This window comes from Bacteroides sp. (genome assembly GCF_028690125.1).
GTDB lineage: Bacteria > Bacteroidota > Bacteroidia > Bacteroidales > Bacteroidaceae > Bacteroides.
On the sequence record NZ_JAQVBV010000013.1, the window covers coordinates 109,929 to 125,977 of the forward strand.

General features: G+C 40.7%; 8 protein-coding genes and 1 pseudogene. 5 read left to right on the forward strand and 4 right to left on the reverse strand.

The window, feature by feature from the left end; translation table 11 throughout:
* Positions 1-38 precede the first annotated feature (38 nt).
* Both PHO71_RS10735 and PHO71_RS10740 read right to left on the reverse strand, forming a co-directional pair.
* The gene (locus tag PHO71_RS10735) at positions 39-2,684 is read right to left on the reverse strand and encodes a DNA gyrase/topoisomerase IV subunit A (protein ID WP_300202903.1); all 2,646 of its coding nucleotides are present in this window, start codon (positions 2,682-2,684) and stop codon (positions 39-41) included.
* A gap of 358 nt (positions 2,685-3,042) precedes the next feature.
* Positions 3,043-3,942 (reverse strand): AraC family transcriptional regulator, encoded by a 900-nt coding sequence (locus tag PHO71_RS10740; RefSeq protein ID WP_300202906.1) that lies wholly within the window; start codon positions 3,940-3,942, stop codon positions 3,043-3,045.
* Positions 3,943-4,267: 325 nt separating this feature from the next.
* Between PHO71_RS10740 and PHO71_RS10745 the strand changes: the two genes are divergently transcribed.
* The 4 genes from PHO71_RS10745 to PHO71_RS10760 all read left to right on the forward strand — a co-directional run bounded on the left by PHO71_RS10745 (position 4,268) and on the right by PHO71_RS10760 (position 12,949).
* Positions 4,268-5,443, forward strand: a complete 1,176-nt coding sequence (locus tag PHO71_RS10745) for a glycoside hydrolase family 99-like domain-containing protein (protein WP_300202909.1) — start codon at positions 4,268-4,270, stop codon at positions 5,441-5,443.
* Between the two features lie 28 nt (positions 5,444-5,471).
* Positions 5,472-8,726, forward strand: coding sequence for a glycosyl hydrolase (locus tag PHO71_RS10750; RefSeq protein ID WP_300202911.1), 3,255 nt, complete (start codon positions 5,472-5,474; stop codon positions 8,724-8,726).
* A gap of 29 nt (positions 8,727-8,755) precedes the next feature.
* Positions 8,756-11,983, forward strand: a complete 3,228-nt coding sequence (locus PHO71_RS10755) for a glycosyl hydrolase (protein WP_300202914.1) — start codon at positions 8,756-8,758, stop codon at positions 11,981-11,983.
* A 462-nt stretch (positions 11,984-12,445) separates the two neighbouring features.
* On the forward strand, positions 12,446-12,949 hold the full coding sequence (locus PHO71_RS10760; RefSeq protein WP_300202917.1) for an HU family DNA-binding protein: 504 nt from the start codon (positions 12,446-12,448) through the stop codon (positions 12,947-12,949).
* A gap of 342 nt (positions 12,950-13,291) precedes the next feature.
* Here PHO71_RS10760 and PHO71_RS10765 read toward each other — a convergent pair whose 3' ends face one another.
* Together PHO71_RS10765 and PHO71_RS10770 are read right to left on the reverse strand one after the other, a co-directional pair.
* Positions 13,292-14,617, reverse strand: coding sequence for a Gfo/Idh/MocA family oxidoreductase (locus PHO71_RS10765; RefSeq protein WP_300202920.1), 1,326 nt, complete (start codon positions 14,615-14,617; stop codon positions 13,292-13,294).
* Between the two features lie 3 nt (positions 14,618-14,620).
* Entirely contained in the window at positions 14,621-15,391 is a 771-nt protein-coding gene (locus PHO71_RS10770) for an FAD:protein FMN transferase (protein WP_300202931.1), read from the reverse strand.
* Positions 15,392-15,607: 216 nt separating this feature from the next.
* Here PHO71_RS10770 and PHO71_RS10775 point away from each other — a divergent pair.
* Positions 15,608-16,049: pseudogene (locus PHO71_RS10775) on the forward strand (glycine--tRNA ligase); the annotation flags it as partial.

Below are 16,049 nucleotides of genomic sequence, written 5' to 3' on the forward strand. Positions count from 1 at the left end.
ATTCCCTTTCCGGATGGGAAGGGGATGAAAGGGAGACTTTAAAATAATTTCATCTGCCCTGTAATTTCATCTATGATGTCTCCTTCACTCTTATCGCTGTCTGGGTCCAGATTTTCCAGTTCCTCTTCGGCTTCCTCCTGTTCTTCCTGCATCGGTTCGGGTAAACGGAGTGGGTCGAGCTCGTTGATTGTTTCAATACCGAACGTTGAGATGCGTTTTCCTTTTGCCTTAAAGCCTTTCACTGCAATAAACTCTTCCGCATCAATGATCATTGGTTCACGGAAACTATCGTGTCCACCGAAAATTACTTCGAACCTTGGATAATATTCGTCTGTCAGCAGAATGAGACGGTTATTCTTGTTGTCTCCCAAGTAATTCTGTTTGCGGTTAGTTCCTTCAAAACAGAAACGTTTCAGATAAGGATAATTCTGCTGATCGGCATCATAAAGCGCGGCAGTCCATATTTTGTTGGGATCAAATTTCTCAACAATACTTACATTATCTTCATAGTGGTTGCTCAGATCGAAGTTACTGGTATAGAATTCACCATTATTCAGTACAACGAGAATGGTGTCGTCGCTTTGAAATTCTCCCAGATATTCACCTCTACCATCATAGTTGAGGCGTAGTATATCGCGATCGAACCATACTTTACGTCCTCCCAAAGTAGATCCTCCTTTCTGTTTCAGTGCTATCTTATGTATAGGGAGCCGGGTGAGGATAACGCCTCGTGCCTGACGACCTTTGATTCCCACTTCACTAAAATCATGTTCGAAGATAATGCGGCGTACGCGAGGATTCGGTTTCAATGTCACTTTAATAATCTCAGCTTCTCCATTTGGATTGGCACTGAAATAAGTAATGCGTGAATCCGGTGTACCCAAAGTAACATCATATTCACGGTCGCGTACAACAGAAGTAACAGCAAAACGTTTTACATAGGAAGTGCCTTCTTTGCCATCCCGGTAAGCCACATTGTAAATGGTACGTTTATCGTTCTTTTTAAAGACATTGACATAAAGCACATTTTTCCCTACAAACTTCTTATCTGCTACCGGAGTTACAATATATTTTCCGTCACGGAAGAATATAATCACATCATCGATATCCGAACAGTTTGCAATAAATTCGTCTTTCTTTAAAGAAGTTCCTATGAATCCTTCTTCACGGTTAATATAGAGCTTTTCATTGGCTTCTACCACTTTTGCGGCTTCGATGGTATCGAAGTTACGAAGTTCCGTGTGGCGTGGGAAGTTTTTGCCATATTTTTCTTTTAGCATCTGATACCAGTCGATGGTATATTCTATGATATTTGCCAAATGGTGATCTATCGTTGCGATATCCTCTTTCATTTTGGCAATCAGCTCATCTGCTTTATCCGAGTTAAACTTTAGAATACGTCCCATCTTGATCTCCATCAGTTTGAGAATATCTTCTTTGGTTACTTCACGGATAAATTTCGGGTAAAAAGGAGCTAGTCGCCCGTCAATGTGCTTGCAGGCAGCATCCATATCTTTGGATTGCTCGAACTCTTTATCCTTGTAGATTCGTTCTTCAATAAATATTTTTTCGAGAGATGCGAAATGAAGTCCTTCCAATATTTCGTTCTTCTTTATTTCCAGCTCCAACTTCAACAAGTCCAGTGTGTTGTCTACCGATTTTTTCAGCACTTTACTGACAGTGAGGAAGTGTGGCTTGCTGTCATCAATCACACAACAGTTAGGCGAAATACTCACTTCGCAATCGGTAAAGGCATATAGCGCATCAATGGTCTTGTCTGATGAAGTACCGGGAGCCAGGTGAACTAATATTTCTACATTGGCAGCAGTGTTGTCATCGACTTTACGTATCTTGATTTTTCCTTTATCGACGGCTTTCAGAATAGAATCAATGACGCTAGAAGTGGTCTTTCCATATGGGATTTCCGTGATAGTTAGGGTCTTATTATCAATCTTATTGATTTTAGCACGTACCTTTACTACACCTCCCCGTTCGCCATCGTTGTATTTGGCTACGTCGATTGAACCACCCGTCTGGAAATCCGGATAAATCTGGAAAGGTTCTTCACGTAAGTAGCCGATAGAGGCATCGCAAAGCTCGTTGAAGTTATGCGGTAATATTTTGGATGCGAGTCCCACAGCGATACCTTCCACACCTTGTGCCAGTAATAAGGGGAATTTTACAGGAAGTGTGACCGGTTCCTTATTTCGTCCGTCGTAGGATTGTTTCCATTCTGTAGTTTTGGGATTGAAGACAACGTCAAGTGCAAATTTTGAAAGACGTGCCTCAATATAACGGGGAGCAGCCGCACCATCACCCGTGAGTATATTACCCCAGTTTCCCTGACAGTCTATCAGGAGGTCTTTTTGTCCTAACTGTACTAGTGCGTCGCCAATGGAAGCATCGCCGTGAGGGTGAAACTGCATGGTGTGTCCCACTATGTTGGCTACCTTGTTATATCGTCCGTCGTCCAGACGTTTCATAGAATGCAGAATACGACGCTGCACAGGCTTTAAACCATCATTGATGTGAGGTACGGCACGTTCTAGAATCACATACGAAGCATAGTCCAGAAACCAGTTCTGATACATACCTGTAAGTTGATGTTTTAAGTTTTCGTCCCGTACGTCAGCCGGTTTATAATCTGAATGTCCTTCTGTTATCTCGTTAATTTCGTCACTCATAAATTTGCTTTATATACTTCATTTTAACGCATACGCACGCAAAAATACAAAAAATAAAAGAGAATCTAATAAAGAAAGGCAGAGATTCGTAGTGTTAAAAGCTGATAAAGAGGAAGAATCAAGGTGACTGTACTTTATTTTTTGCAATATTTTGAGATATTTTATCTCAACGTGAGCATAATATAATCGCAACAATTATCTTGTTTAATATTAAATGTATAGCGATAAAAATGCTAAATTTATAGTGTGAATTATAACATTTTCGTGCCTAAAAGATAGTAGTTGTGAGATTCTGATATATCTCCGCTTTTGATATTACCCTATGCAATGATATATATAATAAATGTGTTCTTTTCTTCTATTTTTTAAAGTGTTGCCCTTCCTTTCTATATTGCAAAGGAGGAATTCCCGTCTTCTTACGAAAGAATTTTGAAAATTGACTTACGTTTTCAAAGCCCAGTTTGTAAGCAATGTCTGTAATACTCATACTCATAATATCGAGTAGCTCTTTTGAACGGAGCAATTTCATATTAGATTGATATTGTGCCGGAGATACATCGACGTACTGTTTGAACTTCTTTCGAAACCAGGAATAGCTTACTCCCAGACTGTCAGCAATACTTTCGGGAGAATAATTATATCCCGCATCTTGCTTCATGATATCCCGTGCCTCATTTATCTTATTGATGGCAAAAGAATCATTTAATGTCTCATTTCTGTGTTTATAATAAACTGTTCCCAGAATATAAAGGACGATACTTGAAATGATTTGCTGGTAAGCACTTTTTTCTTGCAGCGCATAGTTGGCAATGTCTTCGTATAATCTGATAATAGAAGAACTAAAGCCTAAATAAAATACCGGATTTTTGGGAGAGAAAAAGCCTTTATTTACTCGCTTGTCAATATGCTCTCCTCTGAATCCTACCCAGTATTCAAACCATCCGGTTTCTTTGTCCGGTTCATAGGTGTGCCATTCATTCGGAAATAGCAGAATCATCGTTCCTGATTTCACTCGTTGTCTTTTGCATGATTTAGATTCAAACCAGCCTTTTCCATCAGATATATAAATGAGTTGATATTCTTTCAGAATCCTTCCATTTTTGGGGTCAAAGAGATGTGATTTAGGATGTTGGGAGGGAGGATATGAACTATTAGATGGAATGGATTGATACCCTACAGTGGTAACCACAATCCCCCAAGCTTCATCCGTGTTGCTGATGTTGAAATATTTGATATTGCGACTCTCTGTGATTTTCATTTGAACGTATAAATTAAGATAGAGTGATAATTGTTGCAAAATAAAACATTTTCAGGAATATTCATTTATATATATACTGTAATTAACAAATCAGTTTTATCAAAAATGGAAAATTATATGTCAGTATTGATATTTTTTTTTAGAAATGTATGGGAATGATACCAATTCCTGTAGTTAAAAAGCTCATTTTATTGTACTATATGAAAGATGTTTTCTAACTTTACTGAAACTAATATTTATGACAACTATTTGATTGATAACAGTCAGATATATATAGTCTATTTTAATGACTGGAATTTATAAACACTAATAACCCATATTTTTCATGAAACACATTTTGTTACTATTATTCCTATTTGGAATTTCCTTTTCTTTGAAAGCACAAAAGAAAGAAATACGGCAGAAATATGATGTTGCAGCTTTTCTGTATCCTGCTTATGCATCGGATGATCCCCGTTTGCGTCCCTTCTGGCCCATGGGTATCGGAGAGTGGGAAACTGTAATGACTGTACAGAACCGTTATCCGAATCATTATTGGAACCGTAAGCCTCTTTGGGGATATATTAATGAAGCCGATCCGTCAGTAATGTCTATGGAAATTGAACAGGCTACCAATCATGGAGTAAACGTTTTTATTTTCGATTGGTATTGGTATGATGGTCGTCCTTTTATGGAAACGACTTTGGATAATGGCTTTCTGAAAGCGGATAATGTTTCTAAGATGAAATTTTATCTGATGTGGGCGAACCATGATGTATTAAACTTATGGGATACCCGTCTAGCACGTGTCAATGAAAACAATGTAATCTGGACAGGTAAGGTAGACCGTCAGGAATTTGAAAAGATTTGCAAACGCAATATTGAAAAATATTTTAAGCATCCTCAGTATTATAAGATAGATGGCAAACCGGTATTTATGATTTATGATATCCCGCAATTGATATCAGGATTGGGTGGAATTAAAGAGACAGTTGATGCATTAAACTGGTTCACACAGGAAACGAAGAAAGCGGGTTTCCCCGGATTGGATTTGCAAATAACCATGTGGGGAATAAACCTTAATTATAGCGGATTTGACGCAGGGAAAACCACTAGTCCTGAAAATGAATTTGTGAAAATGCTGGGCTTTACAAGTGCTACTCATTATCAGTTTGTACACTTTACTAATGTAGACGATGAGTATGCCAATGTTGTAGATCGTGCAGAAAAAGAGTGGTATCGCATTGATTCTGTATTCGATTGCAAATATTACCCTCATGTTAGTGTAGGATGGGATAACAGTCCGCGTACCGGACATAGTGCTGTAATCAGGAACAATACTCCGGAAAATTTTGAAAAGGCACTGATAAAAGCTCGCGACTTTGTAGACAAACATCCCGAACAAGCTCCTCTCATTACCATCAATAGTTGGAACGAGTGGACAGAAACAAGTTATCTCGTACCATGCAATGTCTATGGATACGGCTATCTGAAAGCTGTAAAAAATGTTTTTGTGAAATGATGTATGTCAATTCTATCTAAAAAATAACATGATGTATTTTAAGAGACAACTGAGCCTTTTTTCACGTTATCTGTTATTCGCGGCAATTGCGAGTATTTCCGTACAATGTATGGCTCAAAACAAGATGAAGGCTGAATTTAAAGATCCACCTTCTTCTGTCAAAACCGGTACCTATTGGTATTGGATAGAGGGTAATATTTCTAAAGAAGGAGTAATAAAAGACCTCGAAGCAATGAAAGCTGCCGGCATCAACCGTGCTTTTATAGCCAATATCGGTGGTGCGGGAACCGGTGACCCTAATGCATCCCGTAAAGTGGAGTTTATGAGTGACGAGTGGTGGAACATAACCCATGCTGCACTCAAGAAAGCGACCGAACTCGATATTGAAATCGGTATATTCAATTCACCGGGTTGGAGTCAGTCCGGAGGTCCTTGGATAAAGCCCGAAGAGACAATGCGTTATCTGGCTTCTTCACAGAAAATATTGAAAGGACCGGGGAGGGTTTCCATTCAATTGCCTCAACCTACAGAACATTTTCAAGACGTGAAGGTATTGGCATTTCCAAATCCTACCCCTGAAGGAACCGTACTGGATATGGCAAATGCCGATATCACTGTCACCCCATATACGGAGAATGTGAGTAATTTGGTGGATGGCGACATTCGTACCGGAATGTCTTTTCATGGTGAAGGAGGATCTACTATTAATATAAACACCAAGCAACCGTTTACGGCACGTAGCATTGTGGTCCGGACCACTCCGGCTCCTATTCATACGGATGTAGAACTACAGGCAAAGGGTAATGACGGAACATTCAAAACAGTCAGCCGCTTTCTAATTAGTCGTGTTAGAGATTGGAAGAAAGTCGGATTTGATCCCTATGCAGATGTTGCGATAACTTTTGAACCAACTACCTCCAACGAGTTTAGAGTGATTTTTGCTTCAACGAATAAAAATACCGGCATATCCGAACTGACGATCTCCTCCATTCCGCGTGTAGAACGTTTTAAAGAAAAGTCGTTAGCCAAATTGTTCCAGACAGAGGTTCCCTCGTGGGATGAATACTTGTGGAGAGAACAACCGGAAAAAGATGAGAGAAAATATACTCTGAATCCCGGACAGGTGATAGATATTTCTGATAAACTATCGGCAAACGGCCTATTAAACTGGGAAGTTCCGGAAGGCGAATGGATGGTTATCCGAACGGGTATGGCTCCTACAGGGGTCGTAAATGAACCCGCCTGTCCCGATGCTACAGGTTATGAAGTAGATAAAATGAGCAAGAAGCATGCTGAAACCCATTTTAATACGTATGTTGGCGAAATGTTGCGACGCATTCCGGAAAAAGACAGAAGAACCTTTAAAGTACTCGTGCAAGATAGCTATGAAGTAGGAGGACAAAACTTCACAGACAATCTGATCCCCGATTTTACGAAAAGATATGGGTATGATCCTACGCCCTATTTACCGGTCCTGAATGGCATTGTAGTAAGTAGCCAGCATGATTCGGATGCTTTTCTCTGGGATTTGCGTCGTTTTATAGCAGACCGGATATCGTATGAATATGTAGGAGGCACGCGTGAAGTCGCACATAAGCATGGCTTAACCACCTGGCTGGAGAACTATGGACATTGGGGATTCCCCGGGGAATTTCTGCAATATGGCGGACAAGCAGATGAAGTGGGTGGAGAATTCTGGGCAGATCCTCCTTATGGTGAGATCGAAAATAGGCTAGCTACCTCTTGCTCACATATTTATGGTAAGAAGCTAACTTCTTCGGAGTCAAGTACAAGCGCCGGACCTGCCTATTTGCGCACTCCGAATGATTTGAAACAACGCATGGATCGTTATTCTACTTATGGTATTAACAATACAGTACTCCACCTCTATATTCACCAGCCGGGAGAAGAACGGCTTCCGGGCTCGAATGCCTGGTTTGGTACTGAATTCGACCGGAATAACATCTGGTTTAAGCAGATGGACTTATACACCACTTATATTAAACGTTGCAATTACATGATGCGCCAAGGTTGGTATCAGGCTGATGTCGCTTATTTTATTGGTGAAGACGCTCCTCGTATGGTCGGGATTATGGAACCGTGGATACCCGCAGGATATCAGTTTGAACATATCAATGCAGAAGTGATCATACGTGATCTTAGCGTAAAAGACGGTCGGTTAGTTCTACCTCATGGAGTATCTTTCAAGGTGCTTGTATTACCTCCCAAGCTAAAAACGATGCGTCCGGAATTACTTGAAAAAATTGAAGAACTAGTAGCTGCTGGGGCTATCGTATTAGGTCCTGCCCCTGAGCGTTCACCGAGTCTGGAAAATCAACCGGAAGCCGATCGAAAGGTAAAAGAACTTGCAGAAAAACTTTGGGGTGATGTAGATGGAGTGAGTGTGAAACAGCGGCAGTATGGCAAAGGAATAATTTGTCATGGAGTGAATTTCGAAGAGCTTTTTGCACAGCTTGGCTATGCCCCCGATTGTAAGGTACCGGCAGGTACATTGATTTATCAGGGACACCAGAAAGATGGTAATACAGATATTTATATCCTTTCTAATCAGGAAAACTATGCTGTAACGATGGACGTAGAATTCAGATTGACCGGTAAACAACCGGAATTATGGGTTCCTCTGACAGGAGAAATACGCAAGCTACCGGCTTTCACACATAAACAAAAGACTACGGTTGTACCGATGAAATTGGAGAAAGGTGAATGTGTGTTTGTGGTATTTCGTGAAACAGGAAAGCCGGTGGCCAACATTGTAGAAGCTAATTTCCCGTCTCCTGTTTCTGTACAAAAAGTGCAAAGTACCTGGAATGTTACTTTTGAAAGCGCTTTTAAAAATCCTGATCCGATAAAGATGGATGTACTCCAGGACTTGGCAACAGTGTCTAATGATCGTGTAAAATATTTCTCCGGTATGGCGACTTATACAACAAATGCGAACTTGAAGAAAGCGGGTAAAGGAGAACGTATGTTTATCAATTTCGATAAGGTCGGTGCAATGGGCAAGATTTACATCAATGGTAAATATGCAGGAGGCGTGTGGACTACCCCGTATAAGCTCGATGTGACGGATTTTGTGAAGAATGGCATGAATGAGATTAAAGTGGAAGTTGTAAATACATGGGTAAATCGTATTGTTGGTGATCTGAATGCACCGGAAAGTGAACGCCGGGTGTATTGTTTTATTAATCCCCATCGTCCGGATTCTCCGCTTCCTGCTTCAGGATTGATAGGGCAGGTCGTTTTTGAAACTATTAAATATTGAAACATAACTCTAAATACACAATAGAAATTATGAAGAAAATTCTAGCATTATTCTTGGTCATCCTTTTCGGATTAAATACATACGCCCAGAAAAATCGTTTGCAGCATGAGTTTGTTGCCCCACCCGAAGAAGTGAAAACCAGTGTTTATTGGTATTGGATGTGTGGTAACATATCGAAAGAAGGGGTAGTGAAGGACTTGCAAGAAATGAAAAAGGTTGGCATCAACCGCGTTTTCATCGGTCACAATTATTTTGATCCTTATGCCGGTGGACGCAATGTGAAATTAATGAGCGATGAATGGTGGGAAGTACTACATACAGCAGTAAAAACTGCCGGTGAATTAGACATTGAAGTTGGTATGTTCAACTCTCCCGGATGGACACAAGCAGGTGGCCCTTGGGTGAAACCTGAAGAGTCGATGCGTTATCTGAATAGTTCCGAAATACAAGTAAAAGGACCTCAGAAGTTAAGCACAAAATTAGAAAAACCACATCCGGATTTTCAGGATGTCAAGTTAATAGCTTACCCTGTCAATGATACCGGTGAATCAGTATTGAATACAACAAATGCGCGTATCGCTGTAAGTCCTGCTATCGAACAGTCGGATAAGATGTTCGACGGAGACCGTTTGTCGGATATCCGCCTTCCGCAGAATGTGGATTACTGCATCGATATGAAAACTGACAAGGATTTTACAGCACGAAGTTTGACTATTTACCCTTCTCATTGCAATATTAACGCTACTTTTGAGTTACAAGCTAAGATAGGAAATGAATATCGTACCCTTTCTAACTTTGTCATAGACTGGCACTTTCTTGCCAATATTGTCGGATTTCAGCCGTTTGCACCAGTCGTGATGACGATAGATGAAACGAATGCTACCGACTTCCGTTTGTTAGTGAAAAACAGACATCATGAAGGCGGAATTGCCGAAGTGGAATTGTCTTCTACTCCTCGCATTGAAAGTTATGCGGCAAAAACTTTTGCGAAAATGTTTCAGGGTCCATTGCCTCAATGGGATTACTATACGTGGCGCGAACAGCCCGAAGTGACCGACGTTTCATTAAATATCGACCCGGCCAAAGTCGTAGATATTTCTGATCACATGGCTCCTGATGGCACTGTGACTTGGGATGTACCTGCCGGCAACTGGGTTATTGTACGTACTGGAATGACATCTACCGGAGTCACTAACAATCCCGGCGGTCCTGATGGAACCGGACTCGAGACGGATAAATTAAGTAAGAAACATTTGGCGAGCCATTTTGATGCGTTCATTGGTAAAATCATGGAACGTATTCCTGCTGAAGATCGGAAGGCTTTCAAAGTAGTGATTCAGGATAGTTATGAGTCTGGTGGTCAGAATTTCACGGATGACTTTTTGGAACGCTTCAAAGAACGCTATGGCTATGACGCACTCCCTTTCTTGCCTGCCTATTTCGGTAAAGTAGTGGGTAGCAAGGAGCAATCCGACCGCTTTCTTTGGGATATGAGACGTATTGTAGCTGACAGAATAGCTTACGATTACGTAGGAGGACTTCGCGAATTGTGCCATAAGCATGGTATGACTACCTGGCTTGAAAACTATGGGCACTGGGGATTTCCTGCCGAATTTTTGCAATATGGAGGTCAATCTGACGAAGTAGGCGGTGAGTATTGGTTGCCAAATGCCTTTCCTTCGTGGGAAAATGATCTTGGGAATATCGAGAACCGCGCAGCCTCTTCTTGTGCCCACATTTATGGCAAACCGTTAGTTTCGGCAGAATCCAACACAAGTGGTGGACCTGCATTCTCCCGTGTTCCAGCTGATGCCAAGCAACGTACCGACAAATATTTTTCGGAAGGGATCAATAATACATTATTGCATGTATATATTCACCAACCGGATACAAACCGTTATCCGGGCACTAATGCGTGGTTTGGTACGGAGTTTAACCGGGCAAATACCTGGTATTCTCACATTGATCTGTTTCTCAACTATGTGAAACGTTGCAACTATATGCTTCGTCAGGGATTAAATGTAGCGGACATTGCTTATTTCATCAGTGAAGATGTTCCCAAGATGACGGGAATCCAAGATCCGTCCTTGCCGGCTGGTTGCCAGTTCGACTATATCAACGCAGAAGTACTTTTACGAGATGCTTTCGTGAAAAATGGCATGATTACATTACCGCATGGAACTTCTTACAAAGTTTTGTCGCTACCTCAAACAAAGAGTATGCGTCCGGAATTGTTGCTCAAGATCAAACAATTGGTACAGGATGGAGCTATTATTCTGGGAGCTGCTCCCATGCATTCTCCAAGTCTGGAGAACCAGCCCGAAGCGGACAGACTGGTAGCAAGTGCCGCCGCCGAGCTATGGGGGAATGTTGATGGCGTGCAGGCTACTTCCCGTCGGTATGGCAAAGGAATGGTGTTTAATGGAGTTAGCCTCGAAGAACTATTTGCTACGATCGGGTGGACTGTTGATTGTAAAAGTGAGAACGATGCTCCCATCCTGTTCGGACATCGTACGGCAAAAAACAATACGGATATTTATTTCCTGTCCAATCAGAGTGAAGAACGCCAGAAAACGATCATGCAGTTCAGAGTAAAAGGGATGCAGCCGGAACTTTGGAATCCGATGCATGGCACTATCCGTCCGCTTAATGAATTCTCTGTGAATGGAGGTCTTACTTCAGTACCTGTGACACTGGAAGGTTTCGAAAGTGCTTTCATTGTGTTCCGTAAAAAAGGAAAACCAGTGAAGGGCGCAACTAACTTTTCCGACCCTGTGGAAAGTATAGTTATAGATTCCCCTTGGGATGTTAGTTTTAAAAGTCCTCTGGCAGTTCCCAATCCTATTCGGCTACCTAAACTACAGGATTTGTCTTTAATGTCTGATCCGAAAATCAAGTATTTCTCAGGGAATATGATTTATACGACCACAATTGATGTCGATTTATCTAGAATGGCTAAAAGAACTGTGGAGCTTAATCTTGGTAAAGTGGCGAAGATGGCTAAAGTTTGGATAAATGACCGGTATGTAGGCGGTGTATGGTCATCTCCTTACAGTTTGGATATCTCATCTGCACTGAAACAGGGAAAAAATACGATTCGTATAGATGTTGTCAATACATGGGTGAATCGTTTGATCGGTAACAGTATCTACCCGGAAATGGCTAAAGAAACCTGGGTTGGGATGAGCCCATATAATCGTGATTCTCCTTTACAGGAGTCTGGCTTGATAGGACCTGTGAAGTTGGACCTTAAATAATTTATTTTGTCCGGGTGTTAAGTATGCAGACACCCGGACAATTACTATGCTCCTTTTTAGGGACTATCCATCCGATTTAGTTTCATACTATGCAAAAGTAAAATATTGTGGTTTGAGATGTTTCTTGTCGGATTCAGTTTAGAAAATAGGTTTCATTGTCATTTTTTATTTTGAAATTAAATATAATCCTTTACTTATTAATGTCTGAACAATAAAGTTCATGAAAGCTGGAATCTGGAATAAATGAGGTTTTTAGAAAGAATTTGTTTTAGTAGCTTCTAATATTTGTTATCCTACAATAAAGTTTTATCTTTGTAGTACTGGAAACTTGTATGACACCCGGGTCTCGTGCTGTACGACACCCGGGTGTCGTCGTGTTCAACACCCGGGTCTTGGTATGCTTGACACCCGGGTGTCATACAAGATTGGATTACTAACAAAAAAAGAAAGGAGTATAAGTTTATGGGAGTTCCTTATGTAGTGCGAAAAAAAGTGGATATGACATCCGGAGAAAGAAAAGAATTGTGGTATGGAGTACCGAGGAAATTGCAGCAGAGAGGAGGTGTGAATAACAAAGAATTAGCCGCGTGGATGGAGAAAACAAGTGGTTTCCATCGTGGACAGATAGAGGGTATTCTTACTGAAATGGTTGCTAACATTCTGCAAATGCTTTCCCTGGGAGAGTCGGTGACCATTGATGGATTGGGAACTTTTCAAACGGCATTGACAAGTCCCGGGTTTGAGCGTCCGGAACAAGTGACACCGGGAAAAGTATCTGTCTCTCGCGTATACTTTGTTGCACATCCCGATTTTAGAAGGGAGGTGAAAAAGATAAAATGTGTGCGTATTCCTTTCAAATACTATATGCCGGAAAATATGCTCACGAAGGAGATGGAGAAGGTTGATAAAGAACAGGAAAGAGAAGAGTCCGGTGCAGAAATGTGGGAAGAGGAATCCGGTGAATAATTGAAGAAACAAAAATAAAACCCTAATATAGGTTGTCTAATAGATAACTCATATCAGGGTTTTATTTTACATTAATAATGTCTATTTGTACGAGTGTGCATTTCTCTTCTTTTTAAAAAGACTTTTTCCTCCTATGAAAAGCAGTCGCGGAATCCACAATATGAAATAGATAAAAAGGCTGATGACAAATACATAGCCTATCTGGGAGAACATTTCCACCCATGGGCGTGTGTAAACAATGATAGCGATAATATTAATAATGAAGGCAAGGACAAAGCACAATATATAGATATTTCTTTCTCTCTTGATTTTTTTTGAAGTAATGACGATATCTTTCATGGCTTAAAATTTCATGTATGGTATTTTATATTCATCCGGGAAAACAATGCAGCGTTCTTCTTCCATAGATTGGTTACCCAGTAAGCAAAGTACTGAAGAACAATAGGCTTCTTCTACAACATCTTTCACTTTTTCTCCGGTAATACATGATTGGCAGAATGCGGAGAGTATTGTGTCTGAACCATCTTTCTCAAATCCAACCATACTCAAACCGTTGCTGACATTACTACCTCCTTCGATGACGAAGTGCGGTATATATTCCATCTTGGTTTCCGGACGCCAGCTGGGACCAGCTGTAGGGATTGCGGCAAATGCTTTATCTTTTACTTGATCTATTAATTGGCGGATACCGGTGGTGGAGTGATCTTCTTCCAGATAATATAATCCTTTTGACAAATCCATCGTTCCTTTATGTCCCAGAATTTGTTCTTCCATTCCATTGAATTTATTGGAAATCAATGATTCATAAGCTATCTTTGCTCCGTTGGAGTAGCGGTATGTCACGTTTACGCTATCATAAACTTCGCGACCGTCCTTCCAGAAAACAATGTCACCCATACCCATAATATGTGTTGGCATTTTGTGTATCGCCCAGTTGCAGACTTCCAATTGATGGCTACCGAGTTCGGTCATTAAACCGCCGGAGCTTTCTTTATAAAGTCTCCAGTTAATCTTACGTTCCAATTCAGGTGAAGGTACCTCACGTCTCCAATCAGCATTACGGAACCAGTGGCATCGCATTCCTACCACCTCTCCGATGAGTCCGGAATGAATCATTTGCATTGCTTTTACGTATTTCTCATCATACATACGTTGCATACAGAAGTAGAGCACTTGGTTAGTGTTCTGATAGGTATCGTAGACTGCTTTGCATTCTTCCAGCGTGCGTGCCATGGCTTTCTCGCAAAATACGTGTTTGCCGGCAGCTAAAGCATCTAGTGTGATACACGCGTGCCAGTTGAGGGGAGTTGCGATGATGACTCCGTCAATATCTTTAGATTCGAGTAATTTCTTGTAATCCGTATAAGTTTTTGCATTCGGGAATAATTCCTGTGCAGCTTTCAGGTTAGGAGGATAGTTATCGCAGATAGCAACGACCTGTGCATGAGGTATTTCTTTGAGGTTGTGAAGGTGGTATTGTCCTCTGGAGCCTGTGCCAATAACAGCCACCCTTGCTTTTTCAGTGCTAATTTCTTTTAGTTTTTCTGGTGTACAGGAGGTTAGCCAAGGAGTACTAGCTAATAATGCGCTTCCTCCGGCAATGCATCCCAGACTTTTAATGAATTGTCTGAGACTAAGGTCTACACCTTTTTCTGTATTATTTTTCATGGTTTATAATGTATATATAGTTCCTTTTATATTATTAAAATTCGTGCTGATTTGTTCCCGTTGTTGTTCATTGGCAATCATCCAGACTGTACTAAGCACTTCGGCGTCTAAAGGGTCTTCGGACACGATGGTACTGGCTTTTCGTTGTTCGTCATAAATTCCTGTGAGCGGATTGATAATATGTCCGGTATATTGCCGTGTATTTCCGGAAGTGGAAAGTGCCATATTTAAAAGATCGAATTCTCTTAGCAGAGTTTGGCTATATGGATTGAGAAAGCTGACTTTCCAGCAATCTCCATAAGGATGGTGTCCGATACCGATGATGGAGCTGTTGCCGAAATCTACAAACGCGTCCTTTACGTTTGCGCAAACGATCATCTTTCTGATTTTTTTTAGTGCATATCCTTTGGCAAATCCTCCAAAATCGAATGATAAATCCGGATGATTGGAAGAAATGAAACAGTCGCTATGGAAATTTACTTGTGAGAAGTCTTTCAGTGTTATATCGAACAAGTGGAGTGTTTGTTCGTAATATTGGCGGCAAAGTTGTAACATGGACCATAGCTCTGGGCTTATTTGGGTTTTATTCGCTGAAAGATGTTTGTTCAGAAGAGCCACCTCACTTTGAGGGTTGAAACGGTTGAGCATCTTTTCCAAACATTCCAACTCATTTACAATAGCTGACCATAGCTTGTCGGCTAATGTTGGGTCAGTATGAATGAGTAGAATGTCGAATCGGGTTCCCATGATATGATTTATAAATCCATGAAACATGGATTCACTTTCATAATATGTACTTTGGACTTCAGACATATATCAGTCAATTTCTAATTGTCGTATTTCGGTCTACAAATATATGAGAAATCCTTTGAAGATGTTCGGGAATAAGATAAATTAATACCCTAGCTGTCTTATTTATGAGATAAATACCTATCTTTGTGGCACTTTTTAGTAAAAAAGCAAACTCAAATTAATAGATAGATATAAGAAATGGCACAAGAAGACGTTTTTAAGAAACTTGTATCGCACTGTAAGGAATATGGTTTTGTATTTCCTTCAAGCGATATCTACGACGGACTAGGCGCTGTATATGACTACGGTCAGATGGGCGTTGAATTGAAAAATAACATTAAAAAATACTGGTGGGATAGCATGGTGCTGTTGCACGAAAACATTGTCGGTATTGACTCTGCCATCTTTATGCATCCTACTATTTGGAAAGCTTCCGGACACGTTGATGCATTCAATGACCCTTTGATTGATAATAAAGATTCTAAAAAACGTTATCGTGCTGACGTATTGGTTGAAGATCAGTTGGCTAAATACGATGATAAGATCAATAAAGAAGTAGCTAAAGCTGCAAAGAAATTCGGTGATGCTTTTGATGAGGCTCAATTCCGTTCTACTAACGGGCGTGTATTGGAACATCAGG